The sequence below is a fragment of the Bradyrhizobium guangzhouense genome, from assembly GCF_004114955.1.
GTDB classification, from domain to species: domain Bacteria; phylum Pseudomonadota; class Alphaproteobacteria; order Rhizobiales; family Xanthobacteraceae; genus Bradyrhizobium; species Bradyrhizobium guangzhouense.
Window position 1 is genome coordinate 6433274 of the sequence record NZ_CP030053.1, and the last position, 22752, is coordinate 6456025.

At 63.5% G+C, this 22752-nt stretch carries 20 protein-coding genes and 1 tRNA gene; 12 read left to right on the top strand and 9 right to left on the bottom strand.

Going from position 1 to position 22752, the window contains the following annotated elements; translation table 11 throughout:
* The first annotated feature begins 217 nt into the window (after positions 1-217).
* The 5 genes from XH91_RS30680 (at position 218) to XH91_RS30700 (ending at position 6176) form a co-directional block, all read left to right on the top strand.
* Positions 218-631, top strand: a complete 414-nt coding sequence (locus XH91_RS30680; protein WP_128954065.1) for a DUF3606 domain-containing protein — start codon at positions 218-220, stop codon at positions 629-631.
* 443 nt (positions 632-1074) lie between these two features.
* Entirely contained in the window at positions 1075-2649 is a 1575-nt protein-coding gene (locus XH91_RS30685; protein WP_164933675.1) for a S53 family peptidase, read from the top strand.
* 209 nt (positions 2650-2858) lie between these two features.
* The gene (locus tag XH91_RS30690) at positions 2859-4421 is read left to right on the top strand and encodes a flavin monoamine oxidase family protein (RefSeq protein WP_164933676.1); all 1563 of its coding nucleotides are present in this window, start codon (positions 2859-2861) and stop codon (positions 4419-4421) included.
* Positions 4422-4516: 95 nt separating this feature from the next.
* Entirely contained in the window at positions 4517-5020 is a 504-nt protein-coding gene (locus tag XH91_RS30695; RefSeq protein ID WP_128954068.1) for a hypothetical protein, read from the top strand.
* Between the two features lie 175 nt (positions 5021-5195).
* Complete coding sequence (locus XH91_RS30700) at positions 5196-6176, top strand: helix-turn-helix domain-containing protein (protein ID WP_128954069.1); 981 nt, start codon at positions 5196-5198, stop codon at positions 6174-6176.
* Between the two features lie 48 nt (positions 6177-6224).
* Here XH91_RS30700 and XH91_RS30705 read toward each other — a convergent pair whose 3' ends face one another.
* Both XH91_RS30705 and XH91_RS30710 read right to left on the bottom strand, forming a co-directional pair.
* Positions 6225-8375 carry a methyl-accepting chemotaxis protein gene (locus XH91_RS30705; RefSeq protein ID WP_128954070.1) on the bottom strand — a complete coding sequence of 717 codons (2151 nt, stop codon included), beginning with the start codon at positions 8373-8375 and terminating at the stop codon, positions 6225-6227.
* Between the two features lie 56 nt (positions 8376-8431).
* Complete coding sequence (locus XH91_RS30710; protein WP_128954071.1) at positions 8432-8707, bottom strand: hypothetical protein; 276 nt, start codon at positions 8705-8707, stop codon at positions 8432-8434.
* A gap of 397 nt (positions 8708-9104) precedes the next feature.
* Here XH91_RS30710 and XH91_RS30715 point away from each other — a divergent pair, with 397 nt between their 5' ends.
* Both XH91_RS30715 and XH91_RS30720 read left to right on the top strand, forming a co-directional pair.
* Complete coding sequence (locus tag XH91_RS30715; RefSeq protein WP_128954072.1) at positions 9105-10037, top strand: alpha/beta hydrolase; 933 nt, start codon at positions 9105-9107, stop codon at positions 10035-10037.
* A gap of 229 nt (positions 10038-10266) precedes the next feature.
* Entirely contained in the window at positions 10267-11490 is a 1224-nt protein-coding gene (locus tag XH91_RS30720) for an ABC transporter substrate-binding protein (protein WP_128954073.1), read from the top strand.
* Between the two features lie 40 nt (positions 11491-11530).
* On the opposite strand, the gene XH91_RS30725 is transcribed toward XH91_RS30720, so the two are convergent.
* The gene (locus tag XH91_RS30725) at positions 11531-13093 is read right to left on the bottom strand and encodes an adenylate/guanylate cyclase domain-containing protein (protein ID WP_128954074.1); all 1563 of its coding nucleotides are present in this window, start codon (positions 13091-13093) and stop codon (positions 11531-11533) included.
* A 200-nt stretch (positions 13094-13293) separates the two neighbouring features.
* The gene (locus tag XH91_RS30730; RefSeq protein WP_245477250.1) at positions 13294-14721 is read right to left on the bottom strand and encodes a sulfatase family protein; all 1428 of its coding nucleotides are present in this window, start codon (positions 14719-14721) and stop codon (positions 13294-13296) included.
* 172 nt (positions 14722-14893) lie between these two features.
* Here XH91_RS30730 and XH91_RS30735 point away from each other — a divergent pair, with 172 nt between their 5' ends.
* From XH91_RS30735 to XH91_RS30750, 4 genes are read left to right on the top strand one after another with little or no spacing between them, the layout of a single operon-like run.
* A complete protein-coding gene (locus XH91_RS30735) occupies positions 14894-15658 on the top strand; it encodes a FadR/GntR family transcriptional regulator (RefSeq protein WP_206733187.1) in 765 nt (254 codons plus the stop codon).
* 32 nt (positions 15659-15690) lie between these two features.
* Positions 15691-17043 carry an ABC transporter substrate-binding protein gene (locus XH91_RS30740; protein WP_128954075.1) on the top strand — a complete coding sequence of 451 codons (1353 nt, stop codon included), beginning with the start codon at positions 15691-15693 and terminating at the stop codon, positions 17041-17043.
* A gap of 6 nt (positions 17044-17049) precedes the next feature.
* Positions 17050-17952: a carbohydrate ABC transporter permease gene (locus XH91_RS30745; RefSeq protein WP_128954076.1), complete on the top strand. Its 903-nt coding sequence runs from the start codon at positions 17050-17052 to the stop codon at positions 17950-17952.
* Positions 17949-18776, top strand: a complete 828-nt coding sequence (locus XH91_RS30750) for a carbohydrate ABC transporter permease (protein WP_128954077.1) — start codon at positions 17949-17951, stop codon at positions 18774-18776. The genes XH91_RS30745 and XH91_RS30750 overlap by 4 nt, the downstream gene beginning before the upstream one ends.
* 245 nt (positions 18777-19021) lie before the next feature.
* Here XH91_RS30750 and XH91_RS30760 read toward each other — a convergent pair whose 3' ends face one another.
* Positions 19022-19267: a hypothetical protein gene (locus XH91_RS30760; RefSeq protein ID WP_128954078.1), complete on the bottom strand. Its 246-nt coding sequence runs from the start codon at positions 19265-19267 to the stop codon at positions 19022-19024.
* A 217-nt stretch (positions 19268-19484) separates the two neighbouring features.
* Here XH91_RS30760 and XH91_RS30765 point away from each other — a divergent pair, with 217 nt between their 5' ends.
* On the top strand, positions 19485-20576 hold the full coding sequence (locus XH91_RS30765; protein ID WP_128954079.1) for an enolase C-terminal domain-like protein: 1092 nt from the start codon (positions 19485-19487) through the stop codon (positions 20574-20576).
* 84 nt (positions 20577-20660) lie between these two features.
* On the opposite strand, the gene XH91_RS30770 is transcribed toward XH91_RS30765, so the two are convergent.
* From XH91_RS30770 to cpdR, 4 genes are all read right to left on the bottom strand, one after another.
* Positions 20661-21521: a hypothetical protein gene (locus XH91_RS30770; protein ID WP_128954080.1), complete on the bottom strand. Its 861-nt coding sequence runs from the start codon at positions 21519-21521 to the stop codon at positions 20661-20663.
* Between the two features lie 327 nt (positions 21522-21848).
* On the bottom strand, positions 21849-22064 hold the full coding sequence (locus XH91_RS30775) for a hypervirulence associated TUDOR domain-containing protein (protein ID WP_128954081.1): 216 nt from the start codon (positions 22062-22064) through the stop codon (positions 21849-21851).
* Between the two features lie 143 nt (positions 22065-22207).
* A tRNA-Val gene (locus XH91_RS30780) sits at positions 22208-22282 on the bottom strand.
* Between the two features lie 76 nt (positions 22283-22358).
* The gene (cpdR, locus tag XH91_RS30785) at positions 22359-22718 is read right to left on the bottom strand and encodes a cell cycle two-component system response regulator CpdR (RefSeq protein WP_007597092.1); all 360 of its coding nucleotides are present in this window, start codon (positions 22716-22718) and stop codon (positions 22359-22361) included.
* Positions 22719-22752: the final 34 nt, after the last annotated feature.

A 22752-nucleotide genomic window follows, 5' to 3' on the forward strand; every position in this document is an offset into this window, starting at 1 on the left:
TTCCATCACGGACGCGCGAATGGCAAAAAAGTCGAAAACAACCCCATGCAAAGTAGAACGACCCTACCGGGATAAGCCGGCGTCGCGCATCCCAACCATTTGAGCGGACGCGGCAAAACCGCCGCCTTGCGCAATCGCCGCGCACGCGGCGTCTTGCACCGCAAAAATCCGATCGCATGCTAGACTGGATGAACGCGATTCAGGGCAGGAGAGAAGCATGGCCGACGACAAGACCAAGCGGGGCGGAGCGGACCGCAAGCTGATTGCGCTCACCGAGAAATACGAAGTCGCCTACTGGTCGAAGAAATTCAAGGTCACCCCGGCCAAGCTGAAATACGCCGTCAACAAGGTCGGCCACTCCGCCAGCAAGGTCGAAGCCTACATCAAGCTTCAGAAGCACCGTGCCGCCGACAAAAAGCGCATCGCGCTCGGCGAAGCCTACGAAGTCCGCTACTGGTCGAAGAAGTTCAAGATCACGCCGGCCAGGCTGAAGGCCGCCGTCGCCGCCGCCGGCCATTCGTCCAGGAAGGTTGAGGCGTACCTCACCGCCCAGAAGGCTGCGAAGAAGAGGAAAGCAGCGAAGAAGACTGCGAAGAAAAAGACATCCGCCTCGCGGAAGAAGGCCGCCTGACGCCTCGGACACCCGTCCGTCAGCGCGGGCACATCCGCCGGCGTGCATCGCGCGCTCCTGCACGCGCGCGGATTGCGATGAGCCAACTGCGTCAGATCGATTGGCTCATTGCCGACGCGCGCCTTCCGATAGACTGACGCAATTGTGAGACGCGCAGCGCGCGATCGGCTTTGCTGCATCAGCATCCCGCTGCTAGGATGCATCACGTCGTTTTGCTATTTTAGGTTTGATCTATTTGAGGCCGGCAATTTCCGCCTGATCGCCGCGATCCATTTTCGAACACCTGAGCACTTTCGAACCAACAGGACCCGCGTCCGCAATTCCGGTTTTCCAGCGCACCACCACCCCCCGTACAAGGAGGAAATACTATGTCCCCTAGTGCAACACCCCACATGGTCGAACTTCCCAACTCTGTCCATCAACTGCCGACAGGCTCGAAAGCGATGCGCCAAACCAACGGCCAGCGCTGGATCGAGCTCACGCTCGGCGTCAAACGATCCGCCGATCTGCCGGACCTGTCCGATCTCGACAAAAAGCTCCCCAAAGATCGCAAATACATGATGCGCGAGGAGCTGGCGAGCCGATACGGCTCCGATCCGAAGGCCATCAAGTCGATCGAGGATTTTGCCAAGGCGCACAAGCTGGTCGTCACCCGCAACGAGCCGGCCGCCGCGCGGCTCGGCATCGCAGGCACAGTCGACGACGTCAGCGACGCCTTCGGCGTCACGCTGTTCGACTATTCCCATCCGCAGCTCGGCGACTTCCATGCCCGCACCGGTCCGGTGCACGTCCCGGCCGAGGTCGGCGACGCCATCACCGGCGTATTCGGCCTCAACAACCACCGTGTGCTCCGCCGTTCGCGCCATTTGGCGAGCAGCGCGAAGCCGGATTTCGCCAGCTCCGTGCGGCACTGGTTCATTCCGACCGAACTCGGCGCCATCTACGACTTCCCAAAGGTCGATGCGAGCAAGCAATGTATCGGCCTGCTCGAATTCGGCGGCGGCGTGGAGACGCCCGACGTCGCGGCCTATTTCAGCAAGATCGGCGTTCCCGCGCCGGAGGTTGCCGTCATCGCGGTCGATGGCGTCTCGACCGATCCCGCCGGCGATCCGGATTCGACCGGTGAGGTGATGCTGGACGTCGATGTCGCCGGCGCGCTCGGCGGCGGCGCCAAGATCGCCACCTATTTCTCGACGTTCGACGAGAAGGGCCTGGTCGACTGCCTCGCCAAGGTCGTCAGCGATTCCGTCAACGATCCCTCCGTCGTCTCGATCAGCTGGGGCTGGGACGAGAATCAGGCCTTCAACAACAGCGGCGTGATCTGGTCACCGGCGGCAATCGACCATTGCAACCACAGCTTCCTCGCGGCGGCCCATCTCGGCATCACGTTCTGTGTGTCCACCGGCGACGACGGCTCGGAAGCGCAGATGCAGGACGGACGGGCGCACGTGAATTTCCCGGCGACCAGTCCGTACGTGCTAGCCGTTGGCGGCACCACCCTGCATGCGCGCGCCAACGCCAAGAAACAGGTGCAGATCACCGAGACCGTCTGGAACGACGGACCCGGCAGCGGCACCGGCGGCGGCGTCAGCGACATCACCCCGGTCCCGAGCTGGCAAAACGGCATCGTGCCGAAGTCGATCAATCCCCGGCACTTCGCCGGACGCGCAATCCCGGACGTTGCGGCCAATGCCGACCCGGCCACGGGCTATCTGACGATGTCCGGCGGCAAGCTCGGCGTTGTCGGCGGCACCAGCGCCTCCGCGCCGCTCTGGGCCAGCCTGATCGCCCGGATCAACGCCGCACTCGGTGCACGCTCGGGCAATTTCAATGCGCTGCTTTATTCCAAGTTCGGGCCATCAGGCGTGCTGCGCGACATCACCGTCGGCAACAACGACACCGATGGCCTGCTCGGCGGCCAATACAAGGCCGGCCCGGGCTGGGACGCCTGCACCGGCTGGGGCGTGCCTGACGGCGGCAAGCTTCTCAGCGCGCTTCAGGGCGGGCCGAGCAGCTAGGCCGTCGATCTGGCGCAGGCGGGCAATCGTCCGCCTGCGCGAGGCCATAGACTTGCGGTCACGTTCATTCCGACGCGTCGGTCCGCCGTCGCCGCCCTCGGTATCTCATCGCCCTCGACACTCGTTAAGGTTGTCGTCCATTCTCGATGGCAACGACCGGCCAATTTGCGGCCCGCGACGACCGCTCTGATTTTTCGAAAGGCATTTTCATGCGTTCGCTTTTTGCGCGGCTACACCGGCGTTACGGACCCAGAATTTCGGGCGCCGAGCGACAAAGCCGGGTCAAGGACAAGCTCGCGGGACAACCCGTCCTGCCCTCGCTGCGCCTGCTGGCCGCGCACGCTGAGCTGGCACGTCCGCGCCCCAAAGTGGCCGTCGTAGGGGGCGGCTTCGCGGGCCTGATGGCGGCCTATGAATTGGTCGCGCATTGCGAGGTGACGCTATTTGAAGCCCGCTCTCGCTTCGGAGGCCGGGTCTGGAGCAAGGATAAGCCAAGCGGGATCGTCGAAGCCGGCGGCGAGCTGATCGGCTACAATCATCCGATCTGGCTGAGCCTCGCCAAGCGCTTCGAGCTCGGCCTGTCCGTCATCACCTCGGACTCGAATTTCGAAGCGCTCGACCTCGAAGCGCCGTTGTTTCTCGACGGCCACAAGCCGTCCGACAGCCAGATGGAGCACATCTATCACGAGATGGATCACGCTTTCAAAAAGATCAGCCAGCAGGCCGCAGAGATCGATCCGCGCAAGCCCTGGCGCGCGAAGGACGCTAGGCATCTCGACGAGATGACACTTGGCGAATGGATCGACGGTCTCGACTGCTCGAAGCTGACCAAGGTTGCCATCGACGAACAGATGTCCAACGATCAGGGCGTGCCGACCCATGAGCAGAGCTTTCTCGCCAACCTCGCCGCAATTTCCGGCGGACGCATGAAGGACCAGGTCGATGCCTTTTTCACCCAAACCGAAACCTTGCGCTGCTCCGAAGGCAACCAGCAGCTTGCCATTCGACTCGCCAAAGAGATTGAGAACATGGGCGGCGCGCACTTCCGGTCGACGCCCGTCAAAGCCGTTCGCGTCGAAGCCGAAGGCGTGACACTGGAGTTCGCCGGCATTGGAAACGCCGAGCCGCGCGAGCCCTTCACGGCGGACTACGTCGTTCTGGCCATACCGCCAAGCCTGTGGCCGGCCTCGCGCGATGCCAAGATCACGATCACGCCGGAGCTGCCAAAGGACTATTACATCAGCATGGGATCGGCGGTGAAATATCTCAGCACCATGACAAAGCGGTTTTGGATCGGCGAAGGTCAGGCACCGACGTCGATGTCGACCCGGTTCGGGGTCACCTGGGAGGGGACAGACAACCAGATCGGGCCGCCCGACCGCCCGGTCGAGCTCAGCGTGTTTGCCGGCGCCGAGGTGGCCAAGGAAGCGCTTGCGCGTCTGAAGCCCAATAACGATCAGAGCGCGGTCGATGCGTTCTACGCGCGAGGCATTGGAGAACTTTACAGGGACTACAGCGCCAATCTGGCAGGTCAACCCGAATTCATGGCCTGGCCTAAGGACGAATGGACCGCCGCGGGCTATTCCTGCCCCGCCCCCGGCGAAGTCTGCAGGGCCGGGCCGCTGCTGGAGAAGGGCTTCAAGGACCGTCTCTTCTTCGCCGGAGAGCACACCTGCTTTGCCTATTTCGGCTACATGGAAGGCGCACTTGAATCTGGCAGGACGGCAGCAACCGCAATCATCCGCGCCATCGGCAAGCACATCATGGTGTAGACTTCGAAAGCGAGCCTTCCCCTGGCCGGAACATCCGGCATAGGCTTGGCACAATCGCGCGGCGGCCAAGCCGTGGCCTTCGAGGAGAGACGCCCATGAAACTCACGACGTCCGCGAGCCTCGCCGCCACCATGCTGGTGGCCGGCGCCGCCCATGTCGCCGCCGCCAACGGCGCTGGTCCTGCACCCTCCAAGATCTCCGGCTCCACGGCGCTGGCGCTGGCGGGCGTGATCGCGCCGCTGTCCCCGACGCTGTCCGGCGCCGAGAAGAAGGCGGTGGCGATGCTGTTCGCGGCCAATGCCGACATCCCCTACAAGAAGCCTGTTGTCGTGACCGCGGACAAGATCGTCTGCCGCACCGGCAATGTCGACATCACGTCGCGCAATTGCGAGGTGACGTTCGGCAAGAAGGTCAGGACCGTGAATGGCCCCACCGCCAACGAGATCTTCGCGACCCAGGCGCTGGCCGGCATCCCGCCTGACGGTGCGGCGGGATCGAATTTCGAGAGCCTGAGCAAGCTGAGCTGCACGATCGATCCCAACGCCATCAGGCGGAAGGACGGCAGCGGGGCGGATTGCACGTTCCAGCCGGCGAATTGAGCGCGCCGCGTTGCCGAATTTCGACATGCGCCAAAAGCGCGCAATGCGATCGGAATACCGTCGCCGTTGGCTTCGGCGTCGAGCGATGCGAGTCCCCACGAACAATGCAATTCGAGATTAGTAGCGCAGTCGGAGCGAATGCGTAGATTTGCGCGCGCGGTTTCGGGTGCTTCGTTTGCCGGGTTCAAAAGACGTCATTTATCTGGATAAGTATGAGGCCGTGCGTTCGCGCGACAGCGAGCTTGCGCGCGACCGCCTGTTCAGCGTCTACGGCGCGGACGGTTTCGCCAAGAGAAGTGGATCCTTCGGCATCCGGGCCAACTACGCCAGGCTCACGGCCGTCGGTCTGGGTTTTTGCTCCTACGAAGCTCCCGTCTCGTTGACATTTCCCGAGGCGAACTTCGTCAGGCAGTTCTTCTCCATCCAGGGCCGCGCCAGTTTCGCGACGTCGCGCGGCAGCAGCTTGATCGGAGCCTGGACACCCATCGTCTCCGGAAACTCGCGGCTGCGACTGGAGTTTGGCGAGGATTACCGACAACTGGTCCTGCGCATCGACACGCCGACGCTTGAACGCACCATGAAGGCGCTCGCCGGCGACGCAAGCGACCGACGGCTCGAACTGTCCGAATCCGATCCGAATGCGTCCAGCATGTCGTTTCTGCGGCGGCAGGTCTTCCATCTGGCCGAGGAGCTGGAGACGTTTGCGGATCAATATTCGCCGCTCGCGAGGGCCGAGCTCGAGCGCGACCTCATCGTCAGGTTTCTGCTGGGCCACGAACATAATTTCTCGGATCTGCTCAGGCGCGAGCCGCGCAGCGCGGGGCGGAGCGTCGTCGCCAGGATCGAGGCCTTCATCGAGGCGAACTGGAGCCGGCCGATCGATCTCGACGAAATCGCCGGCGTCGCCAATGTCGGCGTACGCACCGTGTTTCGCGAGTTCGCCCGGGCCGGCAAGGGATCTCCCGCCCAATTCGCCAAGCGGGTGCGGCTGCAACGGGCCGCAGAATTCCTGCGCTCACCGGTGGAGACGACCACGGTGACCGGCGTTGCCTTCCGCTGCGGCTTTCACAATGTCGGTCGCTTTGCCGCCGATTATCTGCGGCTCCACGGCGAGCTGCCGTCTGAAACCCTGAAGCGCGCCTCTTCGACACTGTAGCAGCCGCGGCGCTCTCTCGCCGCGGCCGCCATTCTCCCCAGACGCCGGTCAGGCTGCGCGAATGGTCGCCAGGAATTTGTCGACCTCCGTCTTGAGTCGATTGCTCTCGATCGACAGCGACTGCGCCGAGGACAGCACCTGTGACGATGCCGATCCCGTCTCCGATGCGCCACGCTGCACGTCGCTGATGTTCGACGAGACGTCCTGCGTGCCCTTCGCGGCCTGCTGCACGTTGCGGGAGATCTCCTGGGTCGCCGCGCCCTGCTCCTCCACGGCGGCGGCGACCGCCGCCGATATCTCGGAGAGGCTTCCGATCGTCGCTCCGATCGTCTCGATCGCCGCGACGGACTCCTGGGTCGCAACCTGAATACCCGTGATCTGCTGGCTGATCTCTCCGGTGGCCTTCGCGGTCTGCTCGGCCAGCGCCTTGACCTCGGAGGCCACGACGGCGAAGCCCCGCCCGGCATCGCCGGCGCGCGCGGCTTCGATGGTCGCGTTCAGCGCCAGGAGATTGGTCTGCCCCGCAATGTTGTTGATCAGCTCGACGACATCGCCGATCCGACCCGCCGCACGCGACAATTCGCTGACACGGTCGTTGGTCTGCCGCGCCTGATTGACCGCCTCGGCCGCCATCCTGGCGGAATCCTGGACGCGATGGCTGATCTCGGTCACCGAGGAGGACATCTGCTCGGTCGCCGACGCCACGGACTGCACGTTGGTGGACGCCTCTTCCGATGCTGCCGCGACGGCGATCGAAAGCTGCTGCGTCGATTCCGCCGTGCCGGTCAGCGTGCCCGCAGCGGCTTCGAGCTCGGTGGAGGCCGAAGCAACGGTCTCGATGATATTGCCCACGGCGGCCTCGAACTCACCGGCCATCCGGTGCATGTCGATCCGCCGCTGCTCCGCAGCCCGCTTCTCCAGATCCCGCTGAGACTCCCGATCGAATCCGAGCTTGGCCTGAAGCGCCTGGAGGGCACGCAATGCCAATCCTGCTTCGTCGTCGTGCTCGACATTGACCCGGCTGTTGAACACACCCTGGGCGATCTTCGACATGATGTCGTTCAGATGCGCCAGGGGGCGCGTGATGGCGCGAATTGTCGCCCATGACAGCAGGGCGCCGGCGAGCAGGCCGAGGCACAGCGTGACCACCGCGATCAAATTGGCGAGGGTGAACGCGCCTTGCGCGGCATCGTATTCCGCCTTTGCTTCCTTGACCTGGATCGCAACCAGCCGGTCCATGTCGGCCTTGGCGGCCCCGAAGAGTTCGGCAGCCTTGCCCGTCATATGAGCGTTCAACTCATCGAGCTTGCCGTCGGCCAGCATGGCCAGCGCCGGCTTGAGGCCACGCTCGACATATTCGGCTCGTTTCGGTGCAAACGACTCCGCAACGGACTTCTCCTCCGGCGTGAGATAGGTCGCCATGTAATCCGACCACAGCTTGTCGATCCGGCCGGCGTTGGCCGCGATCACGCCTTGGGCGTTCGAAGCGGCACGGCTGCTGCGCGCTTCGATCGCCGACCTGAAGATGGCGAGCGAGTTCTCCTTCATGCGGTCATTGATCTCGAACAATTGGGCCAGCGGCACCGACCGGTCCTCGTAGATCGATTGGGCGTGCCGGTTGACCTGGCTCATGCCGATCAATCCGGCGGCGCCGATGACCATCGTGGACAACGACACGACGCCGACCAGCGAGACCAGTCGCGCCTTCAGGGACCGCGTGAATGGCGAGAATATCTCGAACATGGAGCGCTTGCGGATCATGCCGGCCTCGATCTTGAAGGCGCCGGCCTTCTTGTCCCGGATCGCGGCGTAGACGCGCTCGGCCTGCTCGCGCTGGTCCGCAGCCAGCTTGGTGCGGATCGACATGTAGCCGACGACGTGCCCTCCTTCCCAGATCGGCGTTGCACTCGCCAGGACCCAATAGAAATCGCCGTTCTTGCGGCGGTTCTTGACCGCCCCGGCCCAGGGCTTGCCGGCCTTCAGCGTCTCCCAGAGATTGGCGAAGGCTTCCGGCGGCATGTCGGGATGCCGGACGATGTTATGCGGCTGGCCGGCCAGCTCCTGCTCGGTGAAGCCGGACGCCTCGACGAACTGATCGTTGAAATAGGTCAGCTTGCCCTTGAGGTCGGTCTTCGAGACGATCAGCGTCTCGTCCGTCAGGGGATATTCGGTGGCGGTGACAGGCAAATTGGTACGCATCGTTCATATCTCCGAGAACATTGACGTGTAGGTGGAAAAGCCGCAGGTCGGCGCGGCTAGATCTGCAGGATCTTCAGGTGGACGATTTCGAGCAGATGCCGCGTCCGCTTGATCTGGTCCGAAAACTCCCGCCGCTTTTTCGGATCGGGAATGCGCAGCTCGATTTCGCCTGCGTGCTCCATCGCCAGCTCGAACTGGCCAGCCAGCAAGCTCAGCGCATTCCGGGCGGACGCGCGCAACGCGGCGGACTTGATCTCCGCAGAACAATCACAATGCGCGATTGACGTACCGAGATCATGCCGCTGCGAGCGAAACTGTATGATGTTCGACATGCTATTCTCCCGCGGCGGAAGATCCGGCCGGCAGGATCGCTAATAAACGAGTCGAGTTATCAGGGTATTTGACCGATCTACGACACTCTGGCCGGATTCTGACACGCGCGTTAAGCCGCCCATGACGTTTGACGGTAACGGGATCGCTTTCATAAGACGGAGCTAATTGGCCTGTCGAAAATCGGCAGCCGAGAACGCGTCGAGGAGCGGCTCCGGTCTCCCGTCATCGAAAATGCGCACCGCCACGGGCAAACGTCACCTTCGTTCCGCGGAGACAGAACCGGAGTGGAAGAGCCGAAGTGCCGTGAAATTGCCCAAAGGGGACTAACTAATAAGGCGAATTGAAAAGACAGGCCCGACGCGCGAGCCATGATGGGAACGCAAGGCCGGCAGTGACATGAAGAATTTCCTCGTACTTTTCCTCCTTCTCACCGCGACGGCAGCTTCGGCGCAGGGCGTGAGGCCGGTGCGACCCGCCGCACCGTCCGATCTGGTTCTGACAGGCCTCACCGACAACGACACCACCGCAGGCGGCGTCGGGCGGCTGTGCGAGCAGGTCACCTTCTCGCGCGGCCTGCGCTATGGCGACAGCGAGGCCAATGTGCTCGACGTCGCGACCAGTGAGATCACCAAGGCGGACACGCCGCGGCCGGTGCTGCTGTTCGTCGCCGGCGACACCTTTACGGGTGATCGCGGCGCGCCGGAGCTGGCCCGCGAGATCCAGGACGAGGCGATGTGCTTTGCCGCGCGCAACGGCATGATCGGGGTGCGCGTGAGCTATCGCCTCGCGCCCGCCGCAACCTGGCCGATGGGCGCGACCGACGTGGCCGCGGCGCTGTCCTGGGTCCACGGCAATATCGACCTGTTCAATGGCGATGCCCGCGAGATCGTCGCGGTCGGTTACGGCGCCGGCGCCTTCCATGTCGCGAGCCTGCTCGCGCATCCAGAGCTCCAGACCGATCGCGCCGACGTCGCCGCCGTGGTGCTGGTCTCGGGCATCTACCGCGCCGGCAAGGATGCCGGTGACAGCGAGAAGGCCTATCTCGGCCTTGATGCCGCTCAATATGACAAGCGCTCGGTGTATCCCGGCATCCTCAACGTCGAGGAGCCGATCGTGCTGGCCTGGGCTGCGAACGATCCAGCCAACATCGTGGCGCAGGGCGAGACCCTGAAGAAGACGCTCTGCGGCGCCGGCCATTGCCCGCGGCCGACCCTGCTGCGCAGCCACGACGGCATCGCCGCCGCATTTGGCCTGGATGGTTCCGGCGACAGCCTCGCCGAGCCGACGCTGCTGCTGGTGCATCAGCTCGAGGCGCGCGGGCTGCCGTAGGGTTGCGGGCAGCCCGACAATTACTCACACCATTTGCTGGGCCACCCCCCATGTGGAGGAGGGCCAGGGAGAGGGGTGCCGCAGGGGGGACTCTCTCGTCGGCCCGTCAGCACGCCTGCCGCTTTCATCGGGCCGACAGCCACACGATTGCCAAACGCTTGACGTAGATCAACCTGTCCTTGGACGGGTTGAGCCGAGTTCGTTGGGGGCCAACGACAAGGTGTCGAGCATGCGCGTCACCGGCAGACTGCTGTTCATTTCGATCGCCGCGCTCGCCTCGCTGGGGGCGATGTCGCAGCAGCGCTCAGACCAACCCGGCTCCGACAAGGACATCCGCATCGGCAACATCGTGCCCTATTCGGGAGCGCTGTCGGAATTCGGCGCGATCGGCAAGGCGGAAGCGGCCTATTTCGACATGATCAACGACCGCGGCGGCATCAACGGCCGCAAGATCCGCTTCATCAGCCGCGACGACAATTCCGATCCCGCGACCGCGCTGCAGCTGACCCGCGATCTCGTCGAGAAGGACGGGGTGCAGCTGATGTTCGGGTCGTTCGGCACGCCGGGCAATCTCGCCACGCGCTGGTACCTGAACGAGAAGAAGATCCCGCAACTGTTCGTCGCCTCCGGCGACGAGGAGCTGAGCCAGGCCAAGGCGTTTCCCTGGACCATGGGCTGGCAGCCGCCGTACCGTTCGGAGGGGCGCATCTACGCCAACTACATCCAGGCCTATTATCCCCGGAAGAAGATCGTCGTGCTCTGGCAGAACGACCAGTTCGGCCGGACGCTCTACAAGGGCATTCAGGAAGGTCTCGGCGATCTGAACCGTCATGTCCTGGTCGACGTCGCCTTCGACATCAACGACGAGCATCTCGAAGCACACGTCGCGATTCTCAAGCGCGCGGACGCCGACGTCTTCGTGTTTCTCGGCGTGCCGTCGACGGCGGCCAAGGTGATCGGCCTCGCGGCGTCGCTGAACTGGCATCCGGTCTTCATCGTCAACGATGCCTCCGCCTCGATCGCCAATGCGATGGCGCCGGCGGGGCTGGAGAATTCGGCCGGCGTGATCTCGGCGACGTTTTTGAAGGATCCGAGCGATCCCGCCTGGAAGGACGATCCGGCCATGAAGAGCTGGTTCGCCTTCATGGACAAGTTCTACCAGGTCGAAAGCGCCAACAGCAGCGCGGCGCTCTACGGCTATGCCGCGGCCGAGGCGCTGACGCAGGTGCTGAAGCAATGCGGTGACGACGTCTCGCGGGAGAACATCATGCGCCAGGCGGCGTCGCTGCGCGACTACCACCCGTCGGTCGCGCTGCCGAACATCAAGATGAATACCTCGCCCGACAGCTATCTACCGATCAAGCAGATGCGCCTGGTGCAGTTTGATGGGCGGTCATGGCAACCATTTGGAGCGGTGATCGAGACGGCATTCACGGAAGGCGCGGCAAGGTGAGGTGAGGCTTACCCTCCCCCGGGGGAATCCGGCGAGGGTCTCACGCCGGCTTCAGCGAGGCCAGCGCACTCTCCAGCAGCGAGCGCACGCGCGCCGCATCGCCCGACTTCACGACGGCCGGATCGAGGTACAGTTCCAGCCCGGGCGCGCGTTCGGTGATGACGCCGCTCCTCTCCGCTGCCGCATCGCTCAGCGCATCGACCGCATAGGGGATGACCTCGCGGCTGATGCCCTTCATCGTGATCGCCGGCAGCGCGTGGGCGCGGACGATGTCGCTGACCAGCGCAAAGGTCTCGTAGCTCAGCACGATGCCGCCGGGCTCGGCGATCGATTGCAGCCGCGCGGCGAGGTTCGCTTCGGCACCGATGATGGTGTAGTCCATGCGATCGCTGCTGCCGAAATTGCCGACATTGCAGTAGCCGGAATTGATGCCCATGCGCGAGCGGAACGGCTGCTCGATGCCGGCGGCGCGCCATTTCGCGTTGAGCTCGGTGAGGCGCTGCTGCATGCGCCAGGCCATCTGCAGGCAGGCCTGCGCATCGGCGCGGTCGCCCTTGGTCTCGGGGTCGCCGAAGAAGATCAGCATGGCATCGCCGATGAACTTGTCGACGGTGCCGCCATGCTCATGCGCAATCGCAGACATCTCCGTGAAATATTCGTTGAGCAGCTGGGTCAGCAGTTCCGGCTGCAGGCGCTCGGTGGTGGCGGTGAAATTCTGGATGTCGGAGAAGAAGATCGTGAGCTTCTTGCGCTCGGTGTGGATGGTGACGTCCTTCTGGCCGGAGAAGATGCTCTTGTAGACCTGCGGCGGGATGTAGCGCGAGATCTTCATCGAGAGCGAGGCCAGGAAGTCGTTGGCGGATTCGAGCTCCCTGTTCATGCCCTTGATGCGGCTGGCCTGCCGGCGCTGCAGCGAGAGGAAGGAAAGCCCGCTGCCGGCCGCGATCAGGAAATAGGCGAGCAGGAACTTGAACGAGAAGATGTTGGCGGCGATCGGCTGGGCGATGATCACCTCCTGGATGCCCCTGACATCGCCGACCTTCCAGTCCTTCTTCGGGCTCTCGGGGTGGCTGTTGTGGCAGCTGACGCAGGCCGGGCCCATGATGACGGGCGCGACCAGGCGGACCTTGTCGGAGAACAGCGAGGTCTCGGTGTCCACGATCTTCCGCTCGGGATCGGCGCGCAGCGCGGCCAGCGCATCCCGCTCGAACGTGTCGAGCTGATGCGGCGCGCGGTTCTGGAACGGGAAGTCTGAGACGAAGCGATAGGTGATGTTCTCCTGCTGCGCGCCGATGACGCGGCCGAGCTCCAGCGACAGCGTTGCCGGGATCGGGATCGCGCCGGGAACGGATTCGTAATTGTGCACGACCTTGGTCGTGCCGTCGGGGTTGGCGAGGACGCGCCCGACCACGTTGGACGCATAGTAGCTGCGCACGCTCGTGATGACCGAGTTGAGATCGGCGGTCTGCCGCCGGAGCGCGTTCTTGTTCAGCTCCGTCAGGTCCAGCCACACCGCCAGCGGCAGCGCCAGCAGGAGAAAGGCAACCACGGCCCCGATCAGGATGCCGTTCTTGCGCTGCTCTTCGGCGATCTCTTGTTTCACTCTGCGGCTCCGTGATGTGCGTTTTTGCCGCAAGGGCGGGAGATTTGCGGCAGCTAGCGGGTTTGCACAGAGCCAACAAACCCGCGCCCGCGCAACCCCATTTTATGGTGGGTCGCGGCGGGCGGCTTTTCGTTTCATGACGGCAGGCTGCATCCGCGGCGGCGGCGCGCAGAGTCCAACTCTCGCCTGCCCCGCGGGGATCACCGCGCCGCGGCGTTCAAATCCATCGTCTCCAGCAGGCTGTTCTGTCGCCAGTCGATGAAGGCGTCCTTGAGGCGGCTGATCTGGCCGGCGTGTTCTGGCACGCCCCAGAGATTATGCTGCTCGCGCGGGTCGGTCTCGAGGTCGAACAGCTGGCCGTCCTCGGCACCGTGGATGAACACGACCTTCCACCTGTCATCGCGCACCATGGTGATCAGCCGGGCGCCGGTCATGGCGACATCGCCGGCCTGCTCGGAGAAGACGAAGTCGCGGCCGGTCCATTCCTCACCCTTCAGCGCCGGCAGCAGGCTGCGGGCCTGGAACGGCTTTGGATGCTCCGCGCCGGCAAGATCCAGAATGGTCGGCGCCAGATCGAACAGCTGGCACTTCTCGTGGATGCGGCGGCCGTCGGAAAGCAGGTTCGGCGACCAGAACAGCAGCGGGATGCGGGTGACGGGCTCGTACATCGACCATTTCTGGCTGAGGCCGTGCTCACCGAGATTGTCGCCATGGTCCGACATGAAGATGATGACGCAATTGTCGAGGTAGCCCTTGTCCTCCAGCGTCGTCAGCAGGCGGCCGATCTGCTCGTCGATCATGGTGACGTTGGCGTAGTAGTGCGCGCGCAGGCGGCGCATCTCTTCATGCGTGGGTGCGAGCTTCCATGACACCGCGTCGTGGTCCACTTCAGTGTCGTGGCGGCGCTTCTCCTTCAGATAGGCCGGCAGACCCTCGATCTCGGCCTCGGTCGGCTGCGGCACCGGCAGGTCGTTGCGGGCGAGATAATGCTCCAGATATTCCGGCAAGGGATCATAGGGCGGATGCGGTCCGGGCAAACCGATCTGCATGAACAGCGCCTCGGGCTTGGGCCGCGTTTCCAGCCACCACATCGCGGTCTCCGCGACGAAGATGTCCGGGTGCAGCGATTTCGGCATCTCCCAGGTGAAGGCGCCCATGCGGTCGCCATAGTCGGGCAGGCTGCGGTAGCCGGCGCGCGACGGCTTCGTAAGCTTGTGCGCGGCGAACGCCTTGTCGAGCTCGTCGGCGAACCAGCGGCCCTCGAAGAAGCGGTCCTTGTTCTCGACCACGAAGCGCTCGTGGAAGCCGGCCTTCGCGTCATACGGGATCGTGTGCATCTTGCCGACATTGACGCAGTGATAGCCGACCTCGCCGAGCTTGCCGACCCAGGTCTTCTGCCAGTGCTGGCCGTTTTTCAGGACGCCCGAGGCGTGCGGATAGAGGCCGGAGAACAGCGCCGCGCGCGAGGGCACGCAGCTCGGCGCGTTGATGAAGCAATTGTCGAAATAGACGCCCTCGCGCACCAGCCGATCGAGATTCGGCGTCTTCATATAGGGATGGCCGGTCGCCGCGATCGTGTCGAAACGCTGCTGGTCGGTCATGACCAGGATGATGTGGGGCTTTGTCACGATGGCTTTGTCCTAGCGCGGCGTTGAGTCAATAGAAAATATGTCTGACATAATAATTCTTGTCAAACCAGGACCGATTTGATTTATTGCCTTCTACGGCACGATTTCAGCGCGATTATCGACCGCCACTCGCAATAAATCAGACATTTCAGTTCAAAAATCCGGGATCGTCGTGGCAAAATCTCCCAGCAAGGACAGCCCGCAATCGAGCGCCCAGGTCGCCCGCGAGGTGGCCCGGATGATCCTGACCGGCGTCTGGCGCGAAGGCACGACCCTGCCGCGCGAGATCGAGCTCGCATCCCGTTTTGACGTCAGCCGCGCCTCGATCCGCGAAGCGCTGTCGCTGCTCAAGGCCAAGGGCCTGATCGCCTCGAAGCAGAAGGCCGGCACCCATGTGCGGGCGCGGTTCGACTGGAACATGCTCGACGAGGAGCTCTTGAACTGGACGCTGTCGGCGCTGCCGACACAGGAGTTCGCCAAGCAGATTTTGGAGGTTCGCCGCATCGTCGAGCCGGAGGCCTGCGCGATCTGCGCCGTGCGCGGCACCGACGAGGACTTTGCCCGGATCGAGCGCGCCTATCGCGGCATGGACGCGGCCGGCATGGACCGTGTCGCCTATGCCGAGCCCGACTTGCAGTTCCATCGCGGCATCCTCATCGCCACCGGCAACGATTTCCTGATCGCGTTCGGTGCGACGGTCGCCGCTGCCCTGCGGATGTCGTTCGACCTGTCGAGCACCAATCCCGGCGCGCCGCGCAAGAGCCTGCCCTATCACCGCGCCGTGCTCGACGAGATCTGGGCGCGCAACGCCGACGGTGCGCGTCAGGCCATGCACAAGCTGATGGATCTCACCGAACAGAACATCGTCACGGCGATGTCGCGTCAGAAGAAGAAGGACGCCGAGGACGAGACCGTCCGCACCAGACGGACGCGTTGACGCCTGCAAACAATAAAATGAGGGAGAGAAAGATGAAGACCGCATCGCGCGTGAGCTCGATCACCCGCCGCAAATTGCTGAAAGCGAGCGCCGCAAGCGCGGCGCTGGCCGCATTCCCCGCACCGCTGATCGCGCAGACAAAGCCGTTTGCCGGCGTGACGCTGCACGGCGCCTCGTTCCAGCACCGCTTCTTCACGCTGCTGCAAAAATACATTCCCGAGTTCGAGGACAAGACCGGCATGAAGGTCGACCTCCAGCTCTCGGCCCTGCCCGTCTACAACCAGCAGGCCAATCTCGAACTGTCCTCGGGCGGCTCCGCCTATGATTTCGTCAACGTCACCTTCACGCTCGCGACGCGCTGGATCGCAGCCGGCCTGCTCGCCAATCTCGACGAATTCACGGGCGATGCCAACCTGACGCCGGCCGAGTGGAATCCGAAGGATTTCGTCGATGGCGCCCAGGTGCCTTATCGCGACGCCAAGGGCGCGACCTACGGCTATTCCTGGGAGGGCGGCGCCATGCTGATGGGTCTGTCGCGGATGGACCTGATGGAGAAGAAGGGGCTGAAGATCCCGAAAACCTTCGCCGAGCTGCAGCAGGTCTGCGCCGAGATCAACGGCACCGACGGCGTCAGCGGCCTGGTGTCGTGGTTCCTGCACAACTGGAATTTGCCACCCTACATCCAGGGCTTCGGCGGCAATATCTTCAGGAATCCGCCAAGCGACCCGATGCCCGCGCTGAACACACCCGAGGCGATCCAGGGCGTCGAGTTCTACGCAAATCTCCTCAAGAGCGCGCCGAAGGGCGTGTTGACCTATACCGAGGATCAGGCCCGCCAGGCGATGCTGACCGGCCGGGCCAACATCTTCATCCATTCCAGCGCCTGGGTGACGCCGATCCTGCTCTCCGACGAGAGCAAAGTGAAGGAGACATCGCGCGTGGTGCGATCGCCGGCCGGCCCCGTGCACGACTATCCGGCCTCGAACAGCCAGGGCCTCGGCATTCCCAAGAACGCCAAGAACCAGAAGGCGGCGTGGGAATTCATCAAATGGGCGCTCAGCCCGGAGATCTCGATGAAGCTTGTGAAAGAGCACGGCCACTCCTCGATCTGCCGCCGCTCGATCATCACCAGCGAGGACTATCGCAAGCTCAACACGGTGAACGGCCAGGACCTCGGCGCGCTCTATCTCGAAGTGTTGGAGCTGCCGGGCAAGGGCGAGAACTACATGGCTTATCGCACCTCGAAGGAGTTCCCCATCGTCGGCGACGTCCTCAACAAGGCGTTCGAGCAGGTTGCCACCGGCCAGCTGCCGGCCAAGGACGCAATGAACGCGGCGCAAGACCAGGCCATCGCCGCACTCCGCCGCGCCGGGACAAAGCTTTGAGCGAGAGTGGAATTGACCGAGAGCGGAATTGACCTGGAGCGCCGAAGGTTCATCGCCTTCGCGCTCACACCAAGCCTGATCGTGCTGTTCGCCGTCGCAGTGCTGCCGGCGATCTATCTGATCGTGACCAGCCTGACGCCGTTTCAATTGACGACGCCGGGCTCGGCCACGGATTTCAGCGAGCCGCTGCGCAATTATGGCCTGCTGCCCGGCGATCCCCGCTTCGTCAACTCGCTGGCGGTGCAGGCCAAGCTCTCGGTCGCGAGCGTATTTTTCCAGGTGCTGCTCGGCATGCTGCTGGCGCTGCTCCTCAACGTGCCGTCGCGCTTCGTCGAATTCGCCCGCACATTCTTCCTGATCCCGATGGTGCTGCCGCCGATCGTGGTTGCGGTGATCTGGAAGCTGATCTACGCACCCGATATCAGCCCGCTCTATTATGCAGCCCAGGCGCTGCACCTCACCTTGCCTGCGCTGACTTCGAGCGTCGATTTCGCGCTGACCTCGATCGTCATCGCCGACACCTGGGAGTGGACGCCGTTCACCTTCCTAATGGTGCTGGCGGCGCTGCAGACCATTCCGGACGAATATTCGGAAGCCGCCCTCGTCGATGGCGCGAGCAAGCTGCAGATCTTCTGGTACGTGACGCTGCCTTTCATCACGCCGATCCTGGTCATCTCGGGCATGTTCCGCCTGATCGACAGCGTCAAGGCCTTCCCGTTGATCTTCCTGCTCACCGGCGGCGGCCCCGGCACAATCACCGAGGTCACCAACTACTACGCGTACCTGCTCGCCTTCGACACCAACGAGATCGGCTATTCCAGCGCGGTGACCGTGGTGATGCTGCTGCTGGTCTGCGGCATCAGCCTGGGGCTGGTCTGGATGGGCCGCCGCAAGGAGGCGCTGGCATGAGCGAGTCCTCCTTGCGCAAGGCAACCTCAGGCCGGCTGATCGCGATCACGGTCACACTGATCATCCTGCTGTCGCCATTCCTGTGGCTGTTGCAGATGAGCTTCAAGACCAACGACCAGATCCTGCAATTCCCGCCGCCGCTGATCTTCACGCCGACGCTGGAGAATTACGTCGCGCTCTGGCATAGCGCGTTCTCGGCGTCCATCGTCAACAGCCTCATGAGCGCATCGCTGTCCACCGCGCTGGCGCTGCTGTTCGGCGTGCCCGCCGCCTACGCGCTGTCACGCTGGTCCGGCCGCGGCAAGCACGGCCTCTCATTCGCCATCCTGGTGACCCGCATGGCGCCACCGATCGCGTTCACGATTCCCTTCTTCCTGTTCTATCGCTGGATCGGCCTGCTCGACACCATCACCGGCCTCGTTCTGGTCTACACCAGCTTCAACCTGCCGCTGGTGATCTGGATGATGCAGCCGTTCTTCGACACCATTCCGGTATCACTGGAAGAAGCAGCATTGGTCGACGGGGCGCGGACACGCACGGTGTTCACCAAAATCGTGCTGCCGATGGTGACACCGGGCATCGCCGCAACGGCGATCCTTTGCTTCCTCTACGCCTGGAACGACTTCTTCTTCGCGCTGATCCTGACCCGCACCAATGCGCGCACCGCGCCGGTCGCCGTCGTCAACTTCATGAACTACGAGGGCTGGGAATGGGGCAAGATCGCCGCCGGCGGCTCGCTGGTGATGGCGCCGGTCCTGATCTTCTCGCTCGCGGTGCGCCGCTATCTCGTCTCCGGGCTCACTGCCGGCGCGGTCAAGGGCTGACGTCATAGGTTGCTGTCGTCCTGGCGAAAGCCAGGACCCATACGGCGTGATTTATTGGTTTCGATCGGCGTTCATCCAGAGCAGCCAATCTTCGCAAAACCTCTCCCTGGGGTAATGGGTCCTGGCTTTCGCCAGGACGACGATGGGGCACTGTTCCCCGGCGCCTGCATCCCCACTTCGCGTCGTTGCCATCGGCTTGCACCTCCCGCCTGCGCCGAAATACAGGCGCCACTGAACGGTCCCGGCTACCAATTCTCCGCGCCGGGGATCTTCTTGCGCACCGCCATGCGCTGGATCCAGATGCAGCGACGGACGGATCTGTTGGAGCGGCCAACCGCCGATATCCCCTCGCCGGCCTGAAGCAGCGGCGCGACGCTCGCGCGCAACTCGCGGCAGCGCTGGAGCTCGGCCTGCCAGTCGATGACGGCGGCATTCGCGCGCGCACCCACGAGCCCAAGCACAACCAACGCTAGACGGACCGCCCGTATCATTCGCATTCCCCTCACCGTGACCCGCCTGTGGCTCCGTGATCGGCATTCTTGCCGCAAGGGCGGGGGATTTGCGGCAACATGCGGGTTTGCACAGAGCCAACAAACCCGCCCCCGCGCAACCCCATTTTATGGTGGGTCGCAGCAGGCGCCTTTTCGTTTCACGACGAATGTTTAAGATCGGGATGAACCTGCATCGATAAATCCGGAACCAGTGCCCATGACCCGTGACATCCGCATCAGGCGTTTCATTGCGCGCCCGGTGATCGTGCCGATGAACTTGCCGCTTCTGACCTCGACCGGCGCGGTCGCCAAGGCGCCGCTGGTGCTGATCGATTGCGAGACCGACCAGGGCGCGGTCGGGCATGCCTATCTGTTCTCGATCACGCCGTCGGCCCTGAAGCCGCTGACCGCGCTGGTCATGGAGATGTCGGAGCTGCTCGCCGGCGATGAGCTGCTGCCGTTCGAGATCGAGCGCAAGCTGACCCAGCGCTATACGCTGCTCGGGCTCGCCGGCCTGCAACGGCTGGCGCAATCCGGCATCGACATGGCGGCATGGGACGCATTGGCGCGCGCCCGCGGCCTGCCGCTGGCCCGCCTGCTCGGCGGCGCGCCGAAACCGGTGAAGGCCTACAATTCGAAGGGCCTCGGCATCATGCCGGATGGTGCCGCGGTGGACGAGGCGCACAAGCTGCTGGCCGAGAGCTTTCATGCCGCCAAGATCCGCGTCGGCCGGCCCGAAGCACGGGACGACCTCGCCGTGGTGCGCGCGGTGCGCAAGGCCGTCGGCGACGAGGTGACCCTGATGTGCGATTACAATCAGGCGCTGACGGTGACCGAAGCCATTCGCCGCGGCGAGATGCTCGACGACGAGGGCTTGAGCTGGATCGAGGAGCCGATCCGCCACGACGACTACGCAGGCTGCGCCCGCATCGCGGATGCGCTGCGTACACCGGTCCAGATCGGCGAGAACTTTGACAGCGCATTTGCGATGCAGGCGGCGCTCTCGGCCGAGGCCTGCGACTACGTGATGCCCGACGTGCAGCGCATCGGCGGCGTCACCGGCTGGCTCCGCGCCGCGTCACTGGCGCATGCTGCCGGCATCGAGATGTCGACGCATCTGTTCTCGGAGGTCAGCGCGCACCTGCTCTGCGTGACACCGACGGCGCACTGGCTGGAATATGTCGACTGGGCCGACGCGGTGCTGGCGAGCCGGCTGAAGATCGAGGATGGGTTTGCGCTGCCGGGGGAGGAGCCGGGAAATGGGATTGAATGGGATGAGGCGGCGGTGAGGAAGTATCTGGTGGGATAGATTGTGAGCGGCAGATACTTCTTCGCGTCTTCGTCACTGCTGTCGAACACACACTTCAAGAGGGGGCCGTTCGTCGATCTTCCATCACTGAATATTGAAGCGCGCGCCCGGGCATTCGTTGGTCACGGACGTTGCGACCAGCTGGGCGGCGACCGAGGTCGGCTTCGGGACCGCGACGATCATCCAACGTCCCTGCTTATTGAGCCAGAACCGACCCGTCGTCGTTGCGATGCGACGCTCGGTGTATTTCTTCGTCGAGATCAAGGGGACCTTCGACTTCGGCGCGGGGACTTCCTTCCAACCGTCGAACGAATAGAATTCCTGGAAGAAGTAGTGCCACTCGATCTTTTGAAACTCGTGATGCGAAACGACGACCCGGACGAATGAGTTTCCCGTAAGCCATTCCGAACCCATCGGGTCGGGTTCAACCTGCAAACATCTCGTGTGTAGCGGCTCCTGGACCTGAAGCAAATTCACGCGCTGACTCTGCGACAGCATCGCCGAGGTCACCGGCTGCCCCACATTTGGGTCGTTGGCGGGCCCTGAGCAGATCGGCACGGTGGGCGGGCCTTGCCCGGTCCATGGATTATTGCTGCAATAGACGTAGCGCGACCAGGACGACCAGGCGGTGGACGCTTTTTCCTCCGCTTTGCCCGTCTCGCGGTCCCAAATGCCGCTGAACTTGATCGTCTTGCTCGGCGGGCATGCGGTTATGGCAGGCCCAGTCCACCAATGGGTGGTTTCGAACTCATAGATGGATTGGTTCGGATGCGGGTACATCACTGCTTTGGCGCTGGTCAGCGCGTGATGTTCCGAACACCCTTCGCCCTTCGTATCGAGCCAACAGACGAGCGGAAAGTTATCGCTGGGCCAGCAACCCGCGTGCGCCGAAGACGATCCAAGAATGGCGATCGCGAGAGCCAGTGCAAAGAGACGAGCGCGCATGGTCAACTCCGATTTGCATCCTCTCGTTGAGCTTGCTCCGTTCCGTCGCCGCCGCCTTGACCGAGATCAACGCATGGATTCCGGCGACGCGGCCGTTTCGCAAAGGGACGAAGCCGGCGCGTCGACCCAAATTGATGTTGTCGCGCGGCGCGCTCGAGCACGCGCGACAGACGGCAGCCCTGATGCCTGCAGCGCTTGGCTAAATCCGCGCGGGACCTAAAGCACGACGAGATTGGGTTGAATCGTCATCGCGCTTTGGTTCTTTGGTTGAGCATGATCTCTTCGGGAAACCGCTTCGCGCTTTTCCGGATCATGCTCTGGTGCCGATCAACTGCGCAGGCGTCGCAGCGCCCGGCCCTTGTGCAGGGCGACGTGATCGGTCTTGTCGCTCTTGATCTCGTATTGCGGATCGTCCGGGCTCGCATGGTGCGTGTGCCCCTTGTAGTCGACGTCTTTGGTGCGGACGCGCAGGATATGGCCGCGGACGCGGCCGGCCTCGGAATTCCAGCTGACGTGATCGCCGCGGTGGAAGGGTTTGGGCATGGCGGAACAATGCCGGATCGTGGCGGCGTGTTCCAAGAGAGCGGAGGATGAGGGGACAGTCCGTCTTCGCTCTTCGAGCGACGCCGGACACGCTTCGCCGTTATTGGGCGTGGCTGCGCCACGCGAAGCCCTTTGGCGAAGCGTGGTGGGCACGACAGGGATCGAACCTGTGACCCCTACCATGTCAAGGTAGTGCTCTCCCGCTGAGCTACGTGCCCTAATCGTCCACTTACGTCGGGTGGGGGTCCCTATAACGGCTCAGGGGAGCCGGCGCAAGGACGGAACGGGGCCAATTTAGGCCGCCAGCATCTTGTTCACTTCGCTCACCAATTCGCGCAGGTGAACGGGCTTCGACAGCACCTTGGCGTTCTTGGGCGCGTCCGAATCCGAGTTCAGGGCGACCGCGGCAAAACCGGTGATGAACATGATCTTGATGTCAGGGTCGAGTTCCGAGGCCCGGCGGGCAAGCTCGATACCGTCCATCTCCGGCATCACGATGTCGGTCAGCAGCATCTCGAACGGCTCTTCCCGCAGGCGCTGATAGGCAGCCATGCCGTTGTCATGGGACGAGACCTGAAAACCGGCGTTTTCCAGCGCCTTGACCAGGAAACGGCGCATGTCGTTGTCGTCTTCGGCGAGCAGGATTTTTGGCATGAGCTGAACGTCGATCCCCAGAGGATATGCAGAG

Excerpts from the sequence above, each read along its gene's own strand:
- XH91_RS30680 (WP_128954065.1), top strand. The coding sequence starts at position 218 with ATGGCCGACGACAAGACCAAGCGGGGCGGAGCGGACCGCAAGCTGATT.
- XH91_RS30685 (WP_164933675.1), top strand. The coding sequence starts at position 1,075 with ATGCGCCAAACCAACGGCCAGCGCTGGATCGAGCTCACGCTCGGCGTC.
- XH91_RS30690 (WP_164933676.1), top strand. The coding sequence starts at position 2,859 with ATGCGTTCGCTTTTTGCGCGGCTACACCGGCGTTACGGACCCAGAATT.
- XH91_RS30695 (WP_128954068.1), top strand. The coding sequence starts at position 4,517 with ATGAAACTCACGACGTCCGCGAGCCTCGCCGCCACCATGCTGGTGGCC.
- XH91_RS30705 (WP_128954070.1), bottom strand. The coding sequence starts at position 8,375 with ATGCGTACCAATTTGCCTGTCACCGCCACCGAATATCCCCTGACGGAC.
- XH91_RS30710 (WP_128954071.1), bottom strand. The coding sequence starts at position 8,707 with ATGTCGAACATCATACAGTTTCGCTCGCAGCGGCATGATCTCGGTACG.
- XH91_RS30715 (WP_128954072.1), top strand. The coding sequence starts at position 9,105 with ATGAAGAATTTCCTCGTACTTTTCCTCCTTCTCACCGCGACGGCAGCT.
- XH91_RS30720 (WP_128954073.1), top strand. The coding sequence starts at position 10,267 with ATGCGCGTCACCGGCAGACTGCTGTTCATTTCGATCGCCGCGCTCGCC.
- XH91_RS30740 (WP_128954075.1), top strand. The coding sequence starts at position 15,691 with ATGAAGACCGCATCGCGCGTGAGCTCGATCACCCGCCGCAAATTGCTG.
- XH91_RS30750 (WP_128954077.1), top strand. The coding sequence starts at position 17,949 with ATGAGCGAGTCCTCCTTGCGCAAGGCAACCTCAGGCCGGCTGATCGCG.
- XH91_RS30760 (WP_128954078.1), bottom strand. The coding sequence starts at position 19,267 with ATGATACGGGCGGTCCGTCTAGCGTTGGTTGTGCTTGGGCTCGTGGGT.
- XH91_RS30765 (WP_128954079.1), top strand. The coding sequence starts at position 19,485 with ATGACCCGTGACATCCGCATCAGGCGTTTCATTGCGCGCCCGGTGATC.
- XH91_RS30770 (WP_128954080.1), bottom strand. The coding sequence starts at position 21,521 with ATGCGCGCTCGTCTCTTTGCACTGGCTCTCGCGATCGCCATTCTTGGA.
- XH91_RS30775 (WP_128954081.1), bottom strand. The coding sequence starts at position 22,064 with ATGCCCAAACCCTTCCACCGCGGCGATCACGTCAGCTGGAATTCCGAG.
- cpdR (WP_007597092.1), bottom strand. The coding sequence starts at position 22,718 with ATGCCAAAAATCCTGCTCGCCGAAGACGACAACGACATGCGCCGTTTC.